Origin of the sequence: Paenarthrobacter sp. NPDC057355 (genome assembly GCF_042667405.1) — a bacterium.
In the GTDB taxonomy this organism is placed as follows: Bacteria; Actinomycetota; Actinomycetes; order Actinomycetales; family Micrococcaceae; genus Arthrobacter.
Map to the genome: position 1 here is coordinate 1 of NZ_JBHVAL010000033.1, position 20,910 is coordinate 20,910.

A 20,910-nucleotide genomic window follows, 5' to 3' on the forward strand; every position below is an offset into this window, starting at 1 on the left:
TGAACAACGTCACCCTCACCACCAGCGCCGGGGCCACCGGATCCCTGCTCACCACCGACACCACCAACGGCCTGCAACTGACCATCGAAAACTGCTCCGTGGCCTGGACCGGCACCGCCGCCCCCTACACCTGCGGTGGCACCAAAACCACCGTCCTGGCCTCGGCGCCGGTCATCGCAGCGAACAAGGTCCTCAACAACCTCACCTCCCTGACCTCAGCCAAGACCGACAACCTCAAAGTCACCACCGCCTTCCCCACCACAGCAGACAACACCTTCCAAGGCGCCACCTCCACCATCGCCTTCGCCTTCACCGGCACCCAACGCACCGAAACCACCAAATAACCACCAAGCCCCGCCGGGCCTGATCGGTTTCCTTTCCCCCCAGCCCGATCAGGCCCGGCGAGAATAACTCCAACGGCCCCGACACGCTTATGCAGATGGCGTATCGGGGCCGTTGGCCTTTTAAGGAGTGGGCAGTCGTTGCACGCAACGCTCCCCAAGCGTTCCCGCCCGGTTAACCTCCGTGCCACCACCCTTGCCTACTGTGATCCCGCTGGGGGGATCGGAATCAACAGAGGGAAGACGCAATGTGCACCGGAGAACACTCGGAAACCACCCACACCCGGAGCGTGGAGCTGGCAGACGCTGAACTGAAGAGCATGGGGCTGAGCCGACGGCTCATCCTGCAGTCGGCGGGCATCTTGGCCGCAGGCGCCGCAGCCTCAACCGCTTTGGCCCGGCCCGCGGTGGCCACCCCGGGCGGGAACGACCCCCAGCTGAAGTGGCTGGTCGGGGACCACCACGTCCACACCCAGTACAGCCACGACGCGAAATACATGATCAAGCAACAGCTGGACACCGCCCAGAGCTACGGCGTGGATTGGCTGGCGCTCACGGAACACAGCAACTTCGGCCATGCCAACAACGGCGGCGCCGTCAACGCCAACAAGGAAATCCAGGCCCAGCGGGCAGCCCGCCCGGGAATGCTGATCTTCCAAGGGCTCGAGTGGTACATCCCCGGCGCAGAACATGCCTCCGTCCTCGTCGCTCCGGGCCCCAACGAAGTCAGCCTCCTGCGCACCTTCGAACTGGTATGGGACGGCAAGCTGAACCAGTGGGAGAAACCAACCCCTGGCACCGCGCAAGTGGAGACCTTTGAACGCAAGGCCGTGGAAGCCATCGCCTGGCTGGCCAACCAGCGACGCTCCGGCGGCATCGACGACGTCGTGGTCCTGGCAAACCACCCCATGCGGCTTGGCATCGATTCCCCGCACGAGCTCCGTGCCTGGCGCGATTCCGCCCGGGAAGTGATGATCGGCATGGAAGGAGCACCCGGCGCCCAAGGCTCCGGAGTCAGCCAGTTTGCACGGGCCGGCGACCAGCGCGGCGAATACACCAACAACCCCACCCAATACAGCTTTCCCGGGTATCCCGCAGATGCATTCCGCCCCTACGGCGGCTTCGACTGGGCAACCGCGACGGTGGGTGGTGTGTGGGATTCGATGCTCGCCGAAGGCCTGCCGTTCTGGATCACCTCCAACTCCGACAACCACCTCACGGTCAAGGACACCTGGAAGACCGGGCCATACCCGGCCGTGGAGCCCTACCTCAGCCTGCCCAACGAATTCGACCGCTGGTCCGTCACCGGCAAGCGGCCAGACCCGTTCGACACCGGAGAAAAGCAGGGCGGCAGCGACTACTGGCCGGGCCAGTTCAGCCGCCTCCACACCGGCGTCACCCAGCACTCCTACATGGGAGTCCTGGAAGCGATGCGCAACGGCCGCATGTGGGTTGACCATGGCCACCTCCTCCAGGGACTCGATGTCCGCGTCCGCGAGGTGCGCGGGAACAGCGCCGCCAACAGCAACGGACGCAACGGCGTCACCTTGGGGTCGCATCTGCAGGTGAGGCGAGGTGCCGACGTCGAAATTTCCATCACCATTACGACGACGGACTACCGCAACTTCGCGGGTATCCTGCCGAAACTCGCGCACGTTGACGTGATCGGTGGGGCCGTCACCGGCGCAGCCGCTGACCGCGACACCATGACGGCTCCGGGAACGACGGTGTGGAAGCAGATCGATGTATCCGGGCGCACTGGAACCTTCACCATCAAGCACGTGATCAAGGATGTCCAGGGGTCTTGCTACTTCCGCCTCCGCGGAAGCGACGGCAACCGCCACGGCGCAGGCTACTACGGAGCGTCCGTGGATCCGGCCGGCCCCGTTCGCCATGGCCTGAACCTCGGTGATGCCGACCCGTGGGCGGACACCTGGTTCTACGCGAACCCGGTATTCATCGACGTCGTATAGCTGCCGGGCAGGAAGGCGGCGGCCGGCTTACGACTGAACGTCGCCTTCCTCGGGGTCATCGGCTGAGCGGACCTCGTTCCTGATGATGCCCAGTTCCTCCAATTGCGCGGACATCCCGGCACCATCGGGGGCGTAGATCCAGGGAACTCCGGGGGTCGGCTGGCCCCCGGATTTGGACCGCCCACCTGCGAGGACGGCTTCACCGGCGGAGAGCTGGCGGATGGCGATGGCCCGGACGTTTTCGGGGTGGCGCTGGGCAAAGTCGGAGTAGATGGCTTCGTCATGCTGCCCGTCATCACCTACAAGCAGCCATTTTATGTTGGGGAATTCCTCAGCGAGGCGTTCCAACGATGTCCTCTTATGCTCCTGGCCGCTGCGGAACCAGCGGTCGGGCGTGGGTCCCCAGTCGGTCAGGAGCTTGGGCCCGGCGGGGTACAGATTGCGGGAGAGGAAGCGGGACAGCGTAGGAGCTACATTCCAGGCTCCGGTGGAGAGGTACAGCACGGGCGCAGATGGAGCGGTGCGTGCAATCCGTTCGTACAGCACTGCCATGCCAGGCGTTGGGGTCCTGGCGTGCTCGTTGAGGACGAACGTGTTCCAGGCAGCCAGGAAGGGGCGCGGAAGGGCTGTCACCATCACCGTGTCATCGATATCGGACACAACCCCGAACCGGGCGTCGTCAGCCACCACTTCCACCGGAGCCTCCACCGTTTTGGAGCCACCGGATTTCAAGGTAATGGTGTGCCATCCAGCCGTCAGCTCCACCGGGATACGGGCGTCCACCACGCCTCCGCGGTCCGCCACGACGTCATGGGTGGTGCCGGCGATAGTGACCTGCACGGCCGCGTGTGCCACCGGGGCGCTGGTGAAGTTGCGCCACCCGCGCATGCTCTCCTGCAGCGGGTTGGCGTGGCCGGCGGCAGCGTCCCTGGGATCACTGCGGACCACCCGCGCCAGGACCCTGACCCAGGACGTGCTGCCGTAGCCGGTGTAGGGGATGACCGTTTCAACCCGGCCCCTGCGGATGGCCAGGCGGGTCTGCAGCCTCAGCCACGCGTCGTCGAGCCTCATCGCAATGTGGCGCGCCTGCTCGCGGGGCGGCGTCAGGCTGATGCTGCTGCCTGCAGTGGACGTGGGGCGCGGCCGTGCGGGACGAAAAGACATGTTTCCAGTCTTCCATGGCCGGGACTTAGGTTACGGAACACGACTCAGAGCGGAATCGATCAGCACTTCGGCAGCCTGGCGGGCTTGTCCGGCGGCTTCGGGCGATCCGGCGATGGCCGCCGTCGTCTGTGCGCCCTCCGCCAGGATCGAAAGCTGCGGTGCCAGATAGGGCGGCGCCCCCGCTTCAGCCGCAAGGCCAGCGACATACTCCTGGAAAGATTCCTTGTGTTTCCGCGCATAATCCGCCACTTCAGGGCTGACGGCGCCCAGCTCGGCGAAGCTGTTGATGAAACCGCAGCCGCGGAACGAGTCCTGGCAGAACCACCCGGCAAGGTAGTCGAAGATGGCCAGGAGTTTGGCCCGCGGATCAGCGGCCTGCCTCACCGTAGCGTCCAGTCCCTGGGTCCAGGACTCGTGGCGGCGCTCCAGCACGGCCATCACGATGCTGCTTTTGGACGGAAATTCCTGGTACAGCTTCTTCAGGGAGACACCGGCGGCCGTACGCAGCTCGTCCATGCCCACGGACTGGATGCCCTTGGCGTTGTAGAGCCCATCGGCTGTCGCGACGATGCGTTGACGGACTTCGGAAATATCCATGGGTCAATAGTACTTGAATTGAGAACGATCGTTCTATAGTATTTGCCCTAGAGAGAGAACGATCGTTCTCTACTTCGAGAAAAGGGAACAGAATCATGGGCTTCATCAAAGTCGGAACTGAAAACACCACGGACATCGAGCTCTACTATGAGGACCACGGTGCAGGCCAGCCCGTCGTCCTGATCCACGGATATCCCCTTGACGGTGCTTCCTGGGAGAAGCAGACCGCCGCCCTCCTCAACGCCGGCTACCGCGTCATCACCTACGACCGCCGCGGCTTCGGCAAATCCAGCAAGACCACCACGGGCTACGACTACGACACCTTCGCAGCCGACCTCAACACCGTCCTGGAAACCCTCGACCTGCAGGACGCCGTGCTGGTGGGCTTCTCCATGGGTACCGGCGAAGTCGGGCGCTACATCGGCACCTACGGCGAGGCCCGCGTCGCCAAGGCCGTCTTCCTGGCCTCCCTCGAGCCGTTCCTCCTCCAGACCGACGACAACCCCACGGGCGTTCCCTCCTCCGTGTTCGACGGCATCCGCAACGCCGCCATCGAAGACCGGTACTCCTGGTTCAGCAACTTCTACAAGGACTTCTACAACACGGACAACTTCCTCGGAAACCGCCTCAGCGAAGAAGCACTGCGCAACTCCTGGAACGTCGCCGCAGGCTCGTCCTGGTACGCATCGTTCGCAGTGGTTGACACCTGGCTGACCGACTTCCGTGCCGACATCGAAAAGGTTACCGTACCGTCCCTGATCGTCCACGGAACCGGCGACCGCATCCTCCCGATCGACGCCACCGGCCGCGAATTCACCAAGCGCCTCCCCGCGGCAGAATACGTCGAGATCGAGGACGCCCCCCACGGCTTCCTCTGGACGCACGGCGCGGAGATCAACGAGGTCCTGCTCGGCTTCCTGGCCAAGTAGCGTTCAGGCGCCAACTGCTTAAAGAACGACGGCGGCAGCTCACCGGCGGTTCCGGAAGGAACCAAAGGCGGGCTGCCGCCGTCGTGATGCGCGCTTACGCTGGAGGCACTTCGGTTAGCGAACCGTCATGGTCCAGGCGAAGCATGGCGTCCAGGTTCAGGCGGGCCAGGAAGTCGTCGTCGTGACTGACCAGGATAACGGCGCCACGGTAAGCATTCAGCGCCTCCACCAAATGGTCCACGCTTTGGATGTCGAGGTTGTTCGTGGGCTCGTCGAGAATCAGGACCTGGGGCGGCGGATCTGCGAAAAGGAGCCTGGCCAGCGACACCCTGAAGCGCTCACCCCCGGAAAGGGTGTGAACGGGGCGGTAGACGCTGTCGCCACGCAGAAGGAACCGTGCCAACTGGTTTCTGATCTCACCTGCGGGCACGTCCGGGGCGGCCGCCTGCACATTTTGCAGGGTGGTGGCAGCATCGTCCAGGCCATCGAGCCGCTGGCGCAGGTAGCCGGCCCGCTCCGTCAGCAGCCGACCACCGGCTGGCCCGTCTTCACCGGCAACCACGCGTTCGAGCAAGGTGGTTTTTCCCACCCCGTTCGCGCCGATGATGGCCACCCGTTCCGGGCCTTCCATCAGGAAGGCGCGGTTGGTTCCCCGCAACTCCGCTATCCGGCGGCTGCGTGGGACATCCGGATCAGGAAGGTCCACGCTGATGCGCTCCTCTTCCCTGATCCTGGCGGAGGCCGCGTCCAATGCCGCCTGGGCGGCGACCACTTTATTGTCCGAACCTGAACGCAGCTTCCCCGCCGACACCTGGGCGTCGGAGGCCCGCTGGTTCATGAGAATTTTGGAACCCTTTTTGTTGTCATAGCTGGTTTGGCCGGTCCGGGCCCGCTTTGCCAGCTTCGCTTCGGCCTCTTGGCGCTGGCGCTTCTCAACCTTCACCGCCTGTTTTGCGGCCTGGGCAGCCTGCACTGCCGCGGCCTGCTGCTCCTCCACGTGGGACCGCCAGGCGCTGTAGGGTCCGCCGAAGACCGTGAGTTCTCCCCCGTGCAGTTCGGCTGTGTTGTCCATCAATTCCAGCAAAGCGAGGTCATGGCTGACCACCACCAGCGTGCCAGGCCAGCCGGACAAAAGACCTGACAACTTGGCCCGTGCCTCCCGGTCCAGATTATTCGTGGGCTCGTCCAGGAGCGTGATCGCCGTCCTCTGGAGCCTTAGCCCCGCGATGGCGACCAGCATGGCCTCGCCGCCCGAAATCTCCCCGACGCTCCGGTCCAGGTCAGCGGACGAGAAGCCGATGTGGCGCAGGGCCTCGTCGGCGCGCGTCTCAATGTCCCAGTCATCGCCCACCACGTCAAAGTTTTCCACCGATGCGTCACCGGATTCGATGGCCCTGAGGGCCGTCACCTTGGCGCCGATTCCGAGGAGGTCAGCCACGGTGGAATCAGTGAGCAGCGTGAGCGTTTGTGGAAGGTATCCGACGTCGCCGTTGGTGGTGATGTGTCCATGCGTCGGGGCGAGGAGACCGGCAATGAGGCGGAGCAGTGTTGATTTGCCCGCGCCATTGGAACCGACCAGCCCGGTGCGGCCGGCACCGAACGTTCCGGAGACTTCAGTGAGAGCCGGGGTACCGTCGGGCCAGTGAAAGCTGACGTCGGACAGGGTGATGGACGGATTCTTTGTAACAGGCATGATGTTTCAGGACTCCAGTGATTTCAGCGAATGCGCTGCCACCGGCCCGGAAGGACATCAGATGCGTGTCAGCGCTTGGTTTGCGTCGCGAAACCTTGAATGTCCGTCAAAACATCGGCCTAACACTGGGGAATAGAGGATTTCAGTCTCACAAAGATGGCCCTTGAAGGCAAGTTTCCTCAATCGTTCCCGTCTACGGTGACCACGATCTTGCCGCGGGTGTGGCCATCCATGTTGAGCCGGAAGGCATCCGCGGCCTGGGACAGCGGGAAGGTTTCAGCGACCTCCACCTGTAGTTTCCGCTGATCCACCAAGTCTGCGAGCTCCTGCAGTTCGGCCCCCACCGGGTTGACCCACATCCAGGTGCCGCCGTGCTCTTCCACGTCGCTGTCGGCAATGGAGGCATGTCGGCCATTGTCCTTCAGCACCTCAAGGGTTGTTGAGAGGTTGCCGCCGACGAAGTCCGCAACGACGTCGATACCTTCCGGGCGAAGTTCCCGCAGCCTGCCGGACAGGCCCTCTCCGTACGCAACCGGTTCGGCTCCCAGCGAGCGGAGGAAATCGTGGTTCTTCTCCGAAGCAGTCGCGATGACTTCCGCACCGAGGGCCTTCGCGATTTGGATACCGAGGGAGCCGACACCTCCGGAACCGCCGTGGATCAGCACGGTCTCGCCGGCGGCGAGTTCCAGGCGCCTCAACACCTGAAAAGCCGTCAAGCCGGCAAGCGGCAGGCCAGCGGACTCATTCCAGTCCAGGCTCTCCGGTTTGCGGGCCAAGAGCCGCTCCGGCAGTGCAATGTACTCGGCAAAGCTGCCGCCGTGGACAAAGTCCTTGCGACCATAGGCGATCACCTCTTCCCCGGGCTGGAAGTGCGGTGCATCAATACCAACCGACTCCACCACCCCGGCAACGTCCCAGCCCGGGATGGCCGGAAACTGGATGTCCATGAGCGGGTCCAGGTAGCCGGCCATGATCTTCCAATCCACCGGATTCACCGATGCCGTTTTGACCTTGACCAGCACCATGCCGGGGCCCACCTTGGGCATTGGCTGCTCGGTGAGTTCCAGGACGTCGGGGTTTCCGTACTTGCTGTAGGTGATTGCCTTCATGTGGGCGACAACTTCCACTTGTGCCCGGCTATTCCTATGACTGCTGTTTCAATTCGGTGCTTTAGTCGAAGAATCCCACGATGTACCCGATGAAGTAGAGCATGGACAACAGGACGAAGACGCCGATGACCGACATCCACAAAATCTGGCTGCCCTTCCGCGGTCCGCCCTCGTCATGGCCCTGCGGTCCGGCCGTGGATGATTCTCCCGGCGGGGTCTCGCCCGGAGGCACTCCCCCGCCCGGCTCCAGTCCTGTGATCTTGTCCTCGTACGGGTCCGGATTGGGTCCTGACACGTTCACTCCCCTGATAGCAGTGGTGACGCCTTTGATCCAGCGTAGCGAACCGCGAGCCAGAACCACAGCAGCCTTACAAATCCGGGGAAGTGCCGGTCAGCGCCCCCACACGGCGTCGCGCGTCACCGTCCGCAGTCGGTACAAGGACGACGTGGCGGTGATGTAGAGGTCATGGCCATCGGGGCCGCCGAAACAAAGATTCGAGACCCTTTCCGGAAGTTCGACGGCGGCCAGCAGCTCGCCGTCGGGCGCGTAAACCCGCACGGACGCACCTGCCGAGGTCCAAACGCGGCCCTCGACGTCCACGCGGAAACCGTCCGAGGCTTTGTCGTCCTCGAGCTCCACGAAGGTGGTTCCGGAGCCGCACGCGCCGTCCATTACCGGATACACGGCGATCCGCAACGGAACACCGTGGGACGGGCCCGCCGTGTCCGAAACGTACAGCAGCGATTCGTCCGGCGAAAAGGCCAGGCCGTTGGGATGGACGAGGTCTGTGATCACCGGCGTCAGATCCCCTGTGGCCGGGTCAAACCTGAAGACGTAGCAGCCGCCATATTCCTGCTCGCCCTCGTGCCCTTCCACCGTGCCGGGAAGGATTCCGTACGGAGGATCCGTGAACCATACAGTTCCATCACTGGCGACCACAACATCGTTGGGCGAATTGAGCCGATGCTCACCGAACGAGTCGACGATCGGCGTGACATCGCCGTCGTGATCCCGCTCGACACGTCGGCGGCCGTGGCTGCACTGGACCACGCTGCCGTCGCGGTCGAGGGTCCGGCCGTTGGTGTATTCGACGGCGGTGGCGTACTCGCGCGTGGCGCCTGTGGTTGGGCTGAACTCCAGGATGCGGTTGTTGGGAATGTCGCTCCAGCGAACCGTCTGCGATCCCGGTACCCAGACCGGCCCTTCCGCCCACACTGTGCCTTCGAAAAGCTTTTCCAGAGAGCCGGTGATCAGTTCGTCCATGCGTTCGAGACTAGTCCTCCACAGCTCCCGAGGCGGCCTTTGCGTCAGCTGGTGTGTTGGCGTCCGCTCGCTGCGCACCAGGCATCGCGATCACCGCCACCACCGTGAGCACGGCGCTGATCAGCACCGCCACGAACACCGCGCTGGAGGCGTTCACCGTGGTTTGCGGATCGGCGCCGCCACTCGGGCCGCCAGCGTAGATGGCATTCGCGATCGCGCCGAAAACCGCCACGCCCAGTGCACTGCCGATCGACCGCGCGAAGAGGTTCGTGCCGGTGACCACCCCGCGTTCGTTCCACTCCACGCTGGACTGGGCGGCGATGAGACTCGGAGTGGCAACCAGCCCCAGGCCCAAGCCCACAACGAAGCACGACAGCGCGACCCAGACGACGTTGGGCGAGTACGCCGTGAACGCCAGCACCGCCGCGCCGGCCACCGAGATGGAGATCCCGATCAAGGCCGTCCGCTTGAACCCGATCCGGAGGTAGAACCTGCCGGCTTGGGAGGCGCTGATCGGCCAGCCCAAAGTCAGGGCCGCCAACGCCAGGCCCGCAAGGATCGGAGATGTTTTAAGCGCTCCTTCGAGGAACGTTGGGACGTACGAGGTCAGGCCCAACATGACGGCGCCGACGCCGAAAGAAATCAAAGCCGTGGTTGCGAGAAGCCGCCGCGAGACCACCCAGGCAGGCAAAATGGGTTCCGCAGCCCTGCGCTCAGCCAAGACAAATGCGCCAAACAGCAAGGCGCCCACTGCGAAGACGGCAATGCTCACAGGCGAGTTCCACGCCCAGGCCTGGCCACCCTCCAGCGCTCCGAGGATCAGCAGGCTCAAGGAGACCGTCAACAGGGACGCGCCCAGATAGTCGATCCGGTGCTTGGCGCGCTCGACGTTTTCGTGGAAGGTACGTACCAGCATCCAAGCGGCGAGGAAGCACAGGGGAATGTTGATCAGGAAGATCCAGCGCCAGATCCCCAGGGAAGCAAAGATACCGCCGAGGGTTGGCCCCACCACGGAGGAAATGGCCCACACACTTGCAAGATAGCCCTGCACCTTGGCGCGCTCGGCAAGGGTGTAGATGTCGCCGGCAATGGTGATGGACACCGGCTGCACCGCACCTGCGCCGAGGCCCTGAAGCACGCGGAAAGCAATGAGAGCGGGCATGCTCCACGCCAGCCCGCACAGGATCGAACCCAGCAGGAACAGGCCGATCCCGCTCAGGATAAGCGGCTTACGGCCCAGCATGTCCGACAACTTGGCATAGATCGGGACCGATACAGCCTGCGCCAACAGGTACGCCGAGAAGAGCCAGGGGAAGGAACTGAAGCCGCCGATGTCCTCAACGATGGACGGCACGGCCGTTGCGACAATCGTTGAATCGATCGCTACCAGGCCAGTGGACAGCATCAGGGCAATGAGGATGGGGCCACGCTTGGAACGGAACCCAACGCCGTCGGCAGTTTCTGTAGTCATGTGTCTCGTTCCCCGTCGTCAGCTCGTTACGTTCGTTCCCGGGGCAAGCCCCTCAGGGGGTAACGGTACGGGTGGCGGAATTAGTCCCGGTGGCGGCGCTCGGACACGCCCCGACCCTGGCCGCCTTGGGCGAAGCCAAAGCGGCTCTAGCGCAACGAAACAAGATCCTGCACGCCACAGTTGGTGGTTCGCTGATAGATGGGACCACTGGCGGCGTTTCCGGCTGTGATATTGGGTGTGATTGAGGTGTTGAAACAAACTGTAGTCCGTGGGAGCATGGCATTATGACAGCAGTTGCAGGAGCTCGCGGAGGACTGAAGGCGCACCAAGATTCAATCAGGCTGCCCGAGGCTGAACTGGTCCGGGACCTGCGTGACATCCTAGGCGCGAAACTAGTCGCATACATTGGCTCCGTGAAGGAAACCCGGGCGGTCCGCCAATGGGCCGATGGTGAGCGTAAACCTTCCGCGGAGATCATGACCCGCCTCCGGCACGCCTACCACGTGGCAGCACTGCTGGCTGAGCGCGATTCCCGTACTGTGGTCCAAGCATGGTTCCTAGGCATGAACCCGCAACTGGAAGATGTCCCCCCGGCCAGGTTGCTTCGGGAAGGCCACGTCGATGAGGCCGCACAGCAGGTTCTCGCCGCGGCGCGTGCTTTTGCGGCCGCCGGCTAAGCATGGCAACGAATGAACTGACCATCATTCCTGCATTGCGAACCGTGTGGCGGATAGGGTTCCGACCGGACCCGTGGGCATGGAGTGGATGGGAATGGTCCACCAACGGGCGATTCCCTGGGCGATGGGACGACCTGCACGGCAACTTCCGGACCGTCTATGCCGGTTCTTCGCTGAAAGCCTGCCTGTTGGAAGTCCTCGCCGGCTTCCGGCCTGATCCACGCCTCGCCTCGGAGCTAGGCGAGATCATCGAAGACGACGAAGACCACGTCCTGCATCCCACCATCCTCCCCGGAGAAGAGCCACGGGAATGGCTCGAGCCCCGCACCGCGGCACGAGCAGAACTGAGCGGAAACTACTGTGCCGTGACGACTTCAGCCACCGTCAGCGCCCTGTACCCGCACTTCGTCGCCAAAGCACTGAGCCTCGGTCTGACCGACTTCGACGCTGCAGCCCTCAAGGACGCCCGGCCGAGGCAACTTACCCAAGCCATAGCCGCCTGGCTCTACGACACCACTACCGTCGACGGCGTAACCTTCAACTCCCGCCATGGCGACGAGCTCCAACTCTGGGCCATCTTTGAACGTCCAGGAGACCCACCCACCAGCCCCAACCTGGACAAACCACATTCCGTGGAACTCGACCACCGCTCGGCAGCCATCCACGAGGCCTTCGAAGTACTCGGCCTGTCTTGGCGGGAAGACTAATGGTTGGTTCTCGACGGGTGGGCCGCGCTCGGGGCGGTACTTATCGCCGTCGGCCACTTCCGAAACGCCCCTGCCGTGGTGGACGCCTGACGGCGCCGACAGCCTACAGCCTATGAAGCCGGAGCCGACTTTCTGCGGCGCCATACGCTGCGCACATGCTGGTGGAGCGTTTTCTTGCTGCGTCGGCTCACCATGATGACGCACGCGACGCCGGTCACCAGGACCACCGCGCCGCCCCCTGCAACCGCCCAACGCGCCCCGAACTCCGTACCGATCCACCCCATGAGGGGGGAACCTATGGCGGTGCCACCCTGCAGGATGGCAAGGTACAGCGCCAGGACACGGCCACGGAACTGTGGCTCGACAGAGAGCTGGATAGTTGTGTTGCAGCTGTTGAGGAAGGTAATGGAGGCAAGGCCAACGGGAACCAGCGCGGCGGCGTAGATCCAGAAGGTCGGCGCAATGCTTGCCAGCAAAGTGAAGGCACCCAGGCTCAGGGCGCCGCCAAGCAGGAATCGCAGGCGCGGGCCGGACCGGCGGGCGGCGAGCAAGGCTCCGGCAAGGGTTCCGATGGCCATGATGGAACCCAGGAGGCCGAACTCCTCAGGTCCCATCCCGAACTCCGCCGTGGCCATCAACGAATTGGTGACCGGGAAGTTCATGCCGAACGCTCCGAGCAACCCCACCATGGCCATGATGAGCACCAGGTCGGGCCGTTGCCTGACGTAGCCGAGTCCGTCCAGGAACTGGTGTTTGCCGCGCGCCACTGGCGTCGCGGGCTCCAATTCGGAGGTTTTGACGCGCATCAGCGAAATGATGACCGCGACGAAGCTCGCGGCATTGAGGAGGAACACCGGCCCGGTGCCGATCCACGCAATGAGCACGCCGGCGATAGCAGGGCCGGTGAGCCGCGCGCTGTTGAACGACGCCGAGTTCAGGGCCACGGCATTGGCGAGCTTGTCCGGGCCCACGAGTTCCGAGACGAAGGCTTGTCGGGCCGGTGCATCCATGGCCGCCGCGAGGCCCAGGGCAACTGCGGCAATGTAGACGTGCCACAGCTGGGCAACTCCGGTCACCACCAGGAGTCCGACTACGAGGCCGCAGATCCCCATGGCCGCCTGGGTCCAGAAAAGGATTACGCGTTTACGGTAGCGGTCAGCCAGCACCCCCGCGTAGGGGCCGAACAGCAACATGGGAAGGAACTGCAAAGCCGTTGTAACACCTACGGCCGTTCCGGAGTGATTGGTAAGGACGGTCAACACCAGCCAGTCCTGGGCAACCCGCTGCATCCAGGTGCCGATGTTGGAGACCAGGGCACCGCCGGCCCAAAGGCGGTAATTGGGACTTTCAAGGGCCCGGAACATGGCGCTCACTTGGCGCTCATCTCCTGCATGATGCGGGCGGCGCGGCTGAGGGTCAGCCGGTCCTCATCGCTCAGCCCCGCAACTCGCTGGGCCAACCACGCGGTCCGCTGGCTTCGGGCTTCAGCCAGGACTTCCCGGCCCGGGTCGGTGATGCTGATCTGGACCTGTCGCCCGTCTGCGGGGTTTGCCTGCCGCGACACGAAGCCCTGCCCGGTCAGCGCATTCACGATCCGGGTCATCGAGGGTGCCTGGACATGCTCGCGATCGGCCAGTTCCCGGAGTGACTGCGGCCCGGCATTCAGGTGGGCCAACACGGTGTATTGACCCGGAGTGATGACATCGCCCGTCGCTTCGATGCGAAGCCTGCGGGATGTGCGCATCACGGCTGTTCGCAGGTCTATGGCGAGGATGTCCGGTTGGATATCGGAATCGGTTGCTGGGCTTGCTGCCACGTTGGCTTCGGTCACTGGGAGGCGCCTCCTGAGGTTGGCCTAATAGTTAGCAGTGCTAATTAGCTCCGCTAACTATTATGCTCCTCCCATCAGCAAGCTGTCCATGGAATGTGATGAGGGCTATGTGCGGAGTTAAAGAACGACGGCGGGCCGCCCCTAAGGTTCCCGGGAACCTATGGTTCCGGAGACCTTAAAGACGGCCCGCCGTCGTCGTTAATTCAGCCAGCCGCGGCGGCAGGCCTTAGTCGTTGATGAGGTCGTGCACCACGATCGTCTGGTCGCGGTCCGGGCCGACGCCGATCGCCGAGAAGCGCGTGCCGGAGAGCTTCTCGAGGGCCAACACGTAGTTGCGGGCGTTCTGGGGGAGGTCTTCCAGGGTGCGGGCGCCGGTGATGTCCTCGGTCCAGCCGTCGAAGTACTCGAAGATCGGCACTGCGTGGTGGAACTCGGTCTGCGTCATGGGCATTTCGTCGTGGCGGACGCCGTCAACGTCGTAGGCCACGCAAACGGGGATCTGCTCGATGCCCGTGAGGACGTCCAGCTTGGTGACGAAGTAGTCCGTGAAGCCGTTGACGCGCGAGGCGTGGCGGGCCAGGACGGCGTCGTACCAACCGCAGCGGCGGGGACGGCCGGTGTTCACGCCGAACTCGCCACCGGTCTTCTGCAAGTACACGCCCATGTCGTCGAACAGCTCAGTGGGGAACGGTCCGGCGCCAACACGGGTGGTGTAGGCCTTGATGATGCCGATGGAGCGCGAGATGCGCGTGGGGCCAATGCCCGAACCAACGGAAGCGCCGCCGGCAGTCGGGTTGGAGGAGGTCACGAACGGGTAGGTGCCGTGGTCCACGTCCAGGAAGGTTGCCTGGCCGCCTTCCATGAGCACAACCTTGCCCTCGTCCAGGGCGTTGTTGAGGACCAGGGTGCTGTCGATGACCAGCGGGCGCAGCCGCTCGGCGAAGGACAGGAAGTACTCCACGATTTCGTCAGCGATGATGTCGCGGCGGTTGTAGACCTTGACCAGGAGTTCGTTCTTCTGGCGCAGCGAGCCTTCCACCTTCTGGCGGAGGATCGACTCGTCGAAGACGTCCTGGACGCGGATGCCCAGGCGGGCCACCTTGTCCATGTAGGCCGGGCCGATGCCGCGGCCGGTGGTGCCGATGGCCCGGCTGCCGAGGAAGCGTTCGGTCACCTTGTCCAGCACCTGGTGGTACGGAGCGACGAGGTGGGCGTTGGCGGAAACACGCAGGCGGGAGGTGTCCGCGCCGCGGGCTTCCAGGCCGTCGATCTCCTGGAACAGGGCCTCGAGGTTCACTACGCAGCCGTTGCCAATAATGGGAATTGCGTTGGGGCTCAGGATGCCCGCGGGAAGGAGCTTCAGCTCATACTTCTCACCGCCAACAACCACGGTGTGCCCGGCGTTGTTACCGCCGTTGGGCTTGACCACGTAGTCAACGCGGCCACCGAGCAGATCGGTTGCTTTGCCTTTGCCTTCGTCGCCCCACTGGGCTCCGACGATCACGATAGCGGGCATGGGATCCTCCCCCATTCTTTTCGGGCCAAGCCGGTGTGGCCGGGCGCCGTACATGAGAACGCCCCGATGCTTACTGGTGCAGCCCACCCGAAGGCATGGCGTACGCAAGAGTTTCGGGGCTCTTACCAGCCAAGTTTAGCCGATGGCAACGGTTTCTCTGGTGTTTGGCCGCCGTTGGGGTGCAGTTATGAAGAAGTCAAGGAACCTTCAGGGCGGCCGGACCCGCCGACGAACTGCCCAAGGACAAGCTCAGCAGCCCGGCACTGTCCACGAGCCCCACACGGATGGCGGAGACCTTGTACTCACCCGCTGCGGCCGTCACGTCCGCCGGTTTGGTACCCGCCCAGCTTTGATCGGGTTGGACGTTGACGTTGATGGCCACCAAGGTGCGGACTGCTGTTAGGACAGGCCCGACGGCGTTGATCACCGGTGTGATGAGCAACTGAAGGCTGGCGCCCAGGTTCGGGATGAGGCCCGCGTTGAAAATGGTGGCGTTGAGGACGTTCTTCACCACAGCGTTTGTGCCGGTGAGAAGTGCCGACGTGATGGGACCCAGCAACGCGGCAACCACGCCGCCAAGGTCAAGGCCAATGACGTTGGCGGTCACCTGGGGTGCCACAGCGTTCCCGTCGAGGAAGTCGCCCAAAGATATGCCTGTGGTGGCGCCGGTGGCCGAGCCCATCTTGACGGCGATGGTCGCTGCGTTGAGCCCGGCCAGTTTCAGGGTGATGTTGGTGTTGGCATTCAGCGTGATGGCCCGCAAGGCCGTAGTCAGGGCAGCCACGACGCGGTTCTTCCATGCGTCAAGCAAGGCAGTCACCCTGCTGGTCACCGCCGTGGTCATGGCGGCATCCAAAACCACGGCGTGGTTTGGCGCCATGCCATTCAGCCCTGTGGTGGCACTCCCGGTGAGGGATGCGATGTCGACCTTGACCGTCCCGTTCCCCAGGTTGACGGTGACGATGCCGTCGGTCATGGACTCGGTCATCATCGCCGTGACGCCGCTCAGATCAGGGGCGGACAGCGTTGCCGTGGTGCTGATGGACCCGAGTGACAGCGACCCCAGCAAAGGATTGACGAGGGCCGAAATCCCATCGGAGATCCCCGTCGTCAGCCCGCCGGTGCCCAGTAACGCATTCAGCTGCGTCGGAACGGCGCCCACCAGCGACGCCCCCTGGGTCGACAACGTTCCGACGGCGGGAATCGCCGCGGTAAGGTCCAGCCCGGCTATCCCGTATTGGCGCTGCACAGTGGGAGTGGGGTTCAACATCGGCCACCCGTTGGTCATCACGCAGGCATCAACCGCCGACGACGAAGCAAGCGCGCCAACGTCCAGGGTCACCCCGGACAGGGAGGCTGGGACGATGTTCCCCAACGAAATACTGGCCGATTTTGGCGCCGTGGCCGCCCCCTGGGAGGTTCCGGCAACGTCCACGGCGCCCGTCTGGTCGGACACCAGGCCGGAAGCGCCGTGGGCCTGCCCGCTCTTCTGCGAGCGCGCCCACTGCGTGTAGGTGCCAAGACCACCCACCGGAGCCCCGAGCCCCAGCCCGACGTTCACCGGACTGCTGCCCAGTGCGGTCACAGGAATCTTGGTGACGTACGCATCCGTGGTTCCGGGCACCAGGACGGCCGACAACGGCGTGGGCGTGGCGGTGGTTCCGTTGTTCACCACAGTCAGCCCTTGGACGCCGGCCACAGTGTCCAGGTTGGTGTTCAGCACGCTCCCTTGCAGCTGCCTGGCCCACGCCTGGTTGGTGAACATCGAGTTGGTAGTGCAGTCTCCAGGCGAACTCACTCCAATGGCGCTGCGCACCCACTCGTTGTCCGTCCACGCGGCTGTCGTGATGCTGGTCGTCGCGGCCACAGCGATGGCGGCGACTGCTGCGACGAACGCCGAGCGGCGGGGCCGCTTGAGGATTGCTCCGCGGAAGGCCCCTGGGAAGGCCCGGCGCCGGGGCTTGTCCAAGGCGTGCCGGGGCGTCATGCGCTTCGCTCCGGGGTTTCACGCGGCCGTCTGACCAGCGCCAGCACGGCCGTTCCCAGGAGGAACAGGGCACCGCCGGCGAACAGCGCCGGGAGGAACGAAGCGCCCGTGTTGCCAAGGGGCTCCTTGCTTCCGCCACCGGCCACCGGGGGCTGCGAAGGTGCGCTGCCGCCGTCGTCGTCCCCCATGGCACTGATCCCGATGCCCAAGGTGAGCGTCGCGCCCTGCGGAGGAGCGGTGTCGGCAGGCCCGGCAAGGGTGAAGCGGAGGTACGGTGACGTTCCGGCGCGGAGGTTGCTGAGCGGGATGCGGAGGGCCTGGTCCCAATCGCCGAGCCGGGTGGTGCGGACCCGGGGCGTTGAACCAGCCGGGCATTCCAACCGCTGGTTCAGCCCGCTGTCGCCCTGCCACGGCGTGGGGCATTCATCCACGGCGATCGCGTAGCCGTCCGCGGCCGCCAAGGTGCCCGTGGCCGTGAGTTGGAGCGAGGACGTGGCTTCAGGTTTTTCCAACGACAACCCAATCTGCCACACGAACGAATCACCCCGCGCGAGTTGCGGGAACTCCAGCGGGTACACGGAAGAGGAAAGCCACAGGAGCCCCGGAGTCCCATTCTCGGGAACGGGGATGAGGTGGTCGGCAGCGTGGGCGGGAACGGCGGCTGGAAGAGCACAACCCAGCGCACTGACGACGACGGCGACACACACCGCAGCTGCGGTCCTCGCCATCCTGGTCCACTGATTCACCGCTCATTCACCTCCCTGTTGACACCACACCTTTGTGACGGGCAACCCGTTTGGGCCAATACGCCCACACCACGAGCCCGGCAACCGCCAACGTTGCGGCGGCGATGAAACCGGGGCCCCGCATCGCCATTACCCAGGAACCCACTGCTGGCACCGTCAGGAGTACCTTTTGGCCGGTCTCCACTTGATAGGGCAGTGGATCCTCGGAACTGTTCGCATCCCCCTTGAGCCGCAAAGAAGCACCGGTGCCAGAGGGCTCCACGGACACCACACGGTGGGTGACAAGAACGCCGGACTCCGACCGCTTCACGGATACGACGTCGCCCGGGGCCAGCTCCGTCGCCGGCACCTGCACCGTGAGGGACAGGGCTCCCACCGGATAGATGGGCTCCATGGACCCGGTCCTGAAGACGACGAACGAGGCCTTGTAAACGAATCCAAGGACAAGCGCCAGGATGCACACCAGCCCGAGCACTGCCACCAATGTCAGCGCAATCTCACGGGAAACCTTGAGGATGCCGGACATGGCGGTCCAGAAGCCCGCCCCTCCTAAGGCAGGGGCCGAAGGGGGCAATGGGGACGAGCTTCTGGTCCGGGTCAAGGGCTCTGTCACAGAGCCGAATTACGAGCCGGCGATGCTGGTGAACCTCCACAGCGGCACGGTCTGCTTACCCTGCAAGGTCACGTCAGTCACCGCGGACGGAAGGGTGATGGCGAAGCAAAGGTTCACCGGGGAGCCGGCCGTTGATACGTCGGCACCCTTGGGCAGGGAAATCGGCGTTGCGGAAACCGTGGTCAGCGGGACACTGGCCCCTGCGGAGCCCACGATGTCCGTGCCGGCGGTCAGGTCGCCAGCGGTGCAGTTGGCCGGGGTGACGCCCTGTACCGCGCGGTACGTCAGGGCGTTGTAGAGGGCCAGGGAGTTGGTGGTGGTGTCCACTGCGTTCCCGCCCAGCTTCACCGCCTCAGCCAGGGTGGCCGTGAGTGCTTCAGAGCCAGCGGCAGCCCGGAGCTGCATGGGAGCGTACGCCGTATCACCGGGCTTCAGGGCTGCGGAGATGGCACCGAAGGTCAGCGCGCCATCGGTAGCCGAACTCGGCACGGTGGGGATGTTCGGCTTGTCACTCCACGCGTCGGCACCCGTGCCGTTGGTGTTGCTGAAGGTGTTTTGTTCCATGTGGTAGGTCAGCGTGCCCGGTCCGTTATCGCCACCGGAGTTGCCGAAGACCCACTCGTTGTCTGTCCAGGCGGCCAGCGTGAACGCGGCTCCCACGCCCAGGACAAGGCCGCCCGCAAGTAGCGCGCGGACCTTCGTAGCCCTGTTGGATGACATCTTTGAGACCATTATCTAACCCCCACGGTTGACGATGCTGAACTGGTGGGGAGGCCGAACGGTTTCCCCCGAAACCAGTGGTTTCACCGTCATTATCCGGGGCAGGAAAAGCGTCACCCGGCCAAGGTGCACTTTAGGGTTAACGCGGACGTTCGACGCCGGTGCGGAGCGGCTTGGGCAGCTTAGCCGCCAGTCACGAAATCCAGGGCGGCTTCAGCGAAGGCAGGCCATTCCGTGTGCGAGCTGAAGGGCACCTCCACCCAGTCCTTGAAGGGGCGGTTCATCCCGGAAGGATCAAAAAGGGCAGCTCCTGGAAGAGCCAAGGCGCGCGCATGTTCGGCGGTCTCCTTGCCCAGTTTGAATGTCACCTTGTCGCCGTTCAGGCAGGCCAGCGCCTTTTTGCCCAGCATGAGTGAGCTCGCGCCGAACATCTTCCCCATGACCACTCCGGCCGGGGCCAGCTCGGCACCGAGTTCCTCGAAAGCGGAAACGGCGGCAGCGGGCGACTCTTGTTTCTCCATACCGGGCATCTTGCCGGAAAGGACGCACCGCCGTCGAGAGTTGCTGTTGGGAAGCGAGCGGCGCCGCAGAGACGCCCGCCACGTTTCCCGCGCAACACGCCGTGTCGCATTCGGTGGCACGCCGGGACGGGCCCGGGAGAGGCACCGAGTCCGGTAAGGTTAGTTAGCCCCCAACAGCACCTTCCAGGTTTCGCTGCGGCATGCCCGCGGCACCTGCATCCGGTGCGCTGTAACACCTAGGAGACCTAAGCCCTGATGCAAGAACTGGCGACTGAATCACCCGAACAAACCCTCTGGAACCGCCGCTACGAACCGCACATCGCTGAGGTCAACGAGCTGTGCGACTCCATCAAGGAACAGAAGCCGGGCAGCGAGGTCCTCTACATCGACCCCGCCCACAGCATGGATGACTGCCGTATCGTCAGCCTTTTCTCCAACCAGCGCACCACGTCCGGTGAGGGCTTCATCACCCCGGGCGACGAAGAAGCCAGCACCCGCATGCTCGGAATGCAGTGGCAGCTGGGCCTGCGTCCGGAGCTCGTGATGCCGTGGAACGCATACCCGTGGATCGAGCCGAACGAGGAACCGGGCAAGCTCACCCCCGCCAACATCACCGAAGGCCTCAAGCCGCTCCTGCGCCTCCTGCAGCTCCTGCCGCGCACCTCCGCCCTGGTGGCCCACGGCAACGAGGCACACCGCCTGGCCGATCAGCTCATGAAGGCAGCCCCGGCCAGCATCGCACGCCGCGGTTTTAAGACGTTCAAGGTCCGCTCGCTCGGCGGCCGTTCCTTCGCCGGAACTCCGGAACGCCAGCAGGAATACCTGGACGCCATCCACGGCGCCTACGCCGAAGCCATGGCCCGCACGGGTATCCCGCGCAAGTCCTGACCCAACTGAGTAACAGCAAACGCTCCACTGACGCTTCATTAGAGCACGTGCTGTTACCTGGTTGGGCGGGTTAACCACGACGGCGGCCCCCACCGGTTTGTGTGGGCCGCCCGCGGGGTTGGGGGGGGGGGGGGTGGCGCGGGGGTAGGCCCGGGCTAGTATA

At 64.3% G+C, this 20,910-nt stretch carries 20 protein-coding genes and 1 pseudogene; 6 read left to right on the top strand and 15 right to left on the bottom strand.

The genetic code is table 11. From position 1 onward, the window contains the following. Together ACFUOZ_RS20830 and ACFUOZ_RS20835 are read left to right on the top strand one after the other, a co-directional pair. Nucleotides 1-344 (top strand): annotated as a pseudogene (locus ACFUOZ_RS20830) (hypothetical protein); the annotation flags it as partial. Between the two features lie 245 nt (nt 345-589). Further along, a complete protein-coding gene (locus ACFUOZ_RS20835; protein ID WP_377551825.1) occupies nt 590-2,314 on the top strand; it encodes a PHP domain-containing protein in 1,725 nt (574 codons plus the stop codon). Nucleotides 2,315-2,341: 27 nt separating this feature from the next. Here ACFUOZ_RS20835 and ACFUOZ_RS20840 read toward each other — a convergent pair whose 3' ends face one another. Together ACFUOZ_RS20840 and ACFUOZ_RS20845 are read right to left on the bottom strand one after the other, a co-directional pair. Then, entirely contained in the window at nt 2,342-3,478 is a 1,137-nt protein-coding gene (locus ACFUOZ_RS20840) for an App1 family protein (protein ID WP_377551827.1), read from the bottom strand. Between the two features lie 30 nt (nt 3,479-3,508). Beyond that, nucleotides 3,509-4,075: a TetR/AcrR family transcriptional regulator gene (locus ACFUOZ_RS20845; RefSeq protein WP_377551829.1), complete on the bottom strand. Its 567-nt coding sequence runs from the start codon at nt 4,073-4,075 to the stop codon at nt 3,509-3,511. 95 nt (nt 4,076-4,170) lie between these two features. Between ACFUOZ_RS20845 and ACFUOZ_RS20850 the strand changes: the two genes are divergently transcribed. After that, nucleotides 4,171-5,004: an alpha/beta fold hydrolase gene (locus ACFUOZ_RS20850; protein WP_377551831.1), complete on the top strand. Its 834-nt coding sequence runs from the start codon at nt 4,171-4,173 to the stop codon at nt 5,002-5,004. A gap of 94 nt (nt 5,005-5,098) precedes the next feature. On the opposite strand, the gene ACFUOZ_RS20855 is transcribed toward ACFUOZ_RS20850, so the two are convergent. The 5 genes from ACFUOZ_RS20855 to ACFUOZ_RS20875 form a co-directional block, all read right to left on the bottom strand. After that, a complete protein-coding gene (locus tag ACFUOZ_RS20855; RefSeq protein ID WP_377551833.1) occupies nt 5,099-6,697 on the bottom strand; it encodes an ABC-F family ATP-binding cassette domain-containing protein in 1,599 nt (532 codons plus the stop codon). A gap of 179 nt (nt 6,698-6,876) precedes the next feature. Beyond that, nucleotides 6,877-7,806 (bottom strand): NADP-dependent oxidoreductase, encoded by a 930-nt coding sequence (locus ACFUOZ_RS20860; RefSeq protein ID WP_377551835.1) that lies wholly within the window; start codon nt 7,804-7,806, stop codon nt 6,877-6,879. Between the two features lie 61 nt (nt 7,807-7,867). Continuing rightward, nucleotides 7,868-8,101, bottom strand: a complete 234-nt coding sequence (locus ACFUOZ_RS20865; protein ID WP_262277130.1) for a DUF6480 family protein — start codon at nt 8,099-8,101, stop codon at nt 7,868-7,870. 96 nt (nt 8,102-8,197) lie between these two features. After that, a complete protein-coding gene (locus ACFUOZ_RS20870; RefSeq protein ID WP_377551837.1) occupies nt 8,198-9,070 on the bottom strand; it encodes an SMP-30/gluconolactonase/LRE family protein in 873 nt (290 codons plus the stop codon). 10 nt (nt 9,071-9,080) lie between these two features. After that, on the bottom strand, nt 9,081-10,541 hold the full coding sequence (locus ACFUOZ_RS20875; protein WP_377551839.1) for an MFS transporter: 1,461 nt from the start codon (nt 10,539-10,541) through the stop codon (nt 9,081-9,083). A 413-nt stretch (nt 10,542-10,954) separates the two neighbouring features. Here ACFUOZ_RS20875 and ACFUOZ_RS20880 point away from each other — a divergent pair, with 413 nt between their 5' ends. Next, nucleotides 10,955-11,218: a hypothetical protein gene (locus ACFUOZ_RS20880; protein ID WP_377551841.1), complete on the top strand. Its 264-nt coding sequence runs from the start codon at nt 10,955-10,957 to the stop codon at nt 11,216-11,218. A gap of 2 nt (nt 11,219-11,220) precedes the next feature. Then, a complete protein-coding gene (locus tag ACFUOZ_RS20885; RefSeq protein WP_377551843.1) occupies nt 11,221-11,925 on the top strand; it encodes an RES domain-containing protein in 705 nt (234 codons plus the stop codon). A gap of 110 nt (nt 11,926-12,035) precedes the next feature. Here ACFUOZ_RS20885 and ACFUOZ_RS20890 read toward each other — a convergent pair whose 3' ends face one another. From ACFUOZ_RS20890 to ACFUOZ_RS20925, 8 genes are all read right to left on the bottom strand, one after another. Further along, nucleotides 12,036-13,298, bottom strand: coding sequence for an MFS transporter (locus ACFUOZ_RS20890; RefSeq protein WP_377551845.1), 1,263 nt, complete (start codon nt 13,296-13,298; stop codon nt 12,036-12,038). Next, a complete protein-coding gene (locus ACFUOZ_RS20895; protein WP_377551859.1) occupies nt 13,295-13,669 on the bottom strand; it encodes a MarR family transcriptional regulator in 375 nt (124 codons plus the stop codon). Before ACFUOZ_RS20895 ends, ACFUOZ_RS20890 begins: the two co-directional genes overlap by 4 nt. A gap of 313 nt (nt 13,670-13,982) precedes the next feature. After that, a complete protein-coding gene (locus ACFUOZ_RS20900) occupies nt 13,983-15,272 on the bottom strand; it encodes an adenylosuccinate synthase (RefSeq protein ID WP_377551847.1) in 1,290 nt (429 codons plus the stop codon). A 196-nt stretch (nt 15,273-15,468) separates the two neighbouring features. Then, nucleotides 15,469-17,259 carry a choice-of-anchor G family protein gene (locus ACFUOZ_RS20905; protein ID WP_377551849.1) on the bottom strand — a complete coding sequence of 597 codons (1,791 nt, stop codon included), beginning with the start codon at nt 17,257-17,259 and terminating at the stop codon, nt 15,469-15,471. Beyond that, entirely contained in the window at nt 17,256-18,005 is a 750-nt protein-coding gene (locus ACFUOZ_RS20910) for a hypothetical protein (RefSeq protein WP_377551851.1), read from the bottom strand. Before ACFUOZ_RS20910 ends, ACFUOZ_RS20905 begins: the two co-directional genes overlap by 4 nt. A 7-nt stretch (nt 18,006-18,012) precedes the next feature. Next, a complete protein-coding gene (locus ACFUOZ_RS20915; RefSeq protein WP_377551853.1) occupies nt 18,013-18,531 on the bottom strand; it encodes a signal peptidase I in 519 nt (172 codons plus the stop codon). A gap of 96 nt (nt 18,532-18,627) precedes the next feature. Continuing rightward, the gene (locus tag ACFUOZ_RS20920; RefSeq protein ID WP_377551855.1) at nt 18,628-19,338 is read right to left on the bottom strand and encodes a SipW-dependent-type signal peptide-containing protein; all 711 of its coding nucleotides are present in this window, start codon (nt 19,336-19,338) and stop codon (nt 18,628-18,630) included. A 182-nt stretch (nt 19,339-19,520) separates the two neighbouring features. Continuing rightward, complete coding sequence (locus tag ACFUOZ_RS20925; RefSeq protein ID WP_377551857.1) at nt 19,521-19,859, bottom strand: hypothetical protein; 339 nt, start codon at nt 19,857-19,859, stop codon at nt 19,521-19,523. A gap of 255 nt (nt 19,860-20,114) precedes the next feature. Here ACFUOZ_RS20925 and ACFUOZ_RS20930 point away from each other — a divergent pair, with 255 nt between their 5' ends. Then, nucleotides 20,115-20,747, top strand: coding sequence for a uracil-DNA glycosylase (locus ACFUOZ_RS20930; protein WP_262277116.1), 633 nt, complete (start codon nt 20,115-20,117; stop codon nt 20,745-20,747). Nucleotides 20,748-20,910 lie beyond the last annotated feature (163 nt).

Excerpts from the sequence above, each read along its gene's own strand:
- ACFUOZ_RS20835 (WP_377551825.1), top strand. The coding sequence starts at position 590 with ATGTGCACCGGAGAACACTCGGAAACCACCCACACCCGGAGCGTGGAG.
- ACFUOZ_RS20840 (WP_377551827.1), bottom strand. The coding sequence starts at position 3,478 with ATGTCTTTTCGTCCCGCACGGCCGCGCCCCACGTCCACTGCAGGCAGC.
- ACFUOZ_RS20845 (WP_377551829.1), bottom strand. The coding sequence starts at position 4,075 with ATGGATATTTCCGAAGTCCGTCAACGCATCGTCGCGACAGCCGATGGG.
- ACFUOZ_RS20850 (WP_377551831.1), top strand. The coding sequence starts at position 4,171 with ATGGGCTTCATCAAAGTCGGAACTGAAAACACCACGGACATCGAGCTC.
- ACFUOZ_RS20855 (WP_377551833.1), bottom strand. The coding sequence starts at position 6,697 with ATGCCTGTTACAAAGAATCCGTCCATCACCCTGTCCGACGTCAGCTTT.
- ACFUOZ_RS20860 (WP_377551835.1), bottom strand. The coding sequence starts at position 7,806 with ATGAAGGCAATCACCTACAGCAAGTACGGAAACCCCGACGTCCTGGAA.
- ACFUOZ_RS20870 (WP_377551837.1), bottom strand. The coding sequence starts at position 9,070 with ATGGACGAACTGATCACCGGCTCTCTGGAAAAGCTTTTCGAAGGCACA.
- ACFUOZ_RS20875 (WP_377551839.1), bottom strand. The coding sequence starts at position 10,541 with ATGACTACAGAAACTGCCGACGGCGTTGGGTTCCGTTCCAAGCGTGGC.
- ACFUOZ_RS20885 (WP_377551843.1), top strand. The coding sequence starts at position 11,221 with ATGGCAACGAATGAACTGACCATCATTCCTGCATTGCGAACCGTGTGG.
- ACFUOZ_RS20895 (WP_377551859.1), bottom strand. The coding sequence starts at position 13,669 with ATGCGCACATCCCGCAGGCTTCGCATCGAAGCGACGGGCGATGTCATC.
- ACFUOZ_RS20900 (WP_377551847.1), bottom strand. The coding sequence starts at position 15,272 with ATGCCCGCTATCGTGATCGTCGGAGCCCAGTGGGGCGACGAAGGCAAA.
- ACFUOZ_RS20905 (WP_377551849.1), bottom strand. The coding sequence starts at position 17,259 with ATGACGCCCCGGCACGCCTTGGACAAGCCCCGGCGCCGGGCCTTCCCA.
- ACFUOZ_RS20915 (WP_377551853.1), bottom strand. The coding sequence starts at position 18,531 with ATGTCCGGCATCCTCAAGGTTTCCCGTGAGATTGCGCTGACATTGGTG.
- ACFUOZ_RS20920 (WP_377551855.1), bottom strand. The coding sequence starts at position 19,338 with ATGTCATCCAACAGGGCTACGAAGGTCCGCGCGCTACTTGCGGGCGGC.
- ACFUOZ_RS20925 (WP_377551857.1), bottom strand. The coding sequence starts at position 19,859 with ATGGAGAAACAAGAGTCGCCCGCTGCCGCCGTTTCCGCTTTCGAGGAA.
- ACFUOZ_RS20930 (WP_262277116.1), top strand. The coding sequence starts at position 20,115 with ATGCAAGAACTGGCGACTGAATCACCCGAACAAACCCTCTGGAACCGC.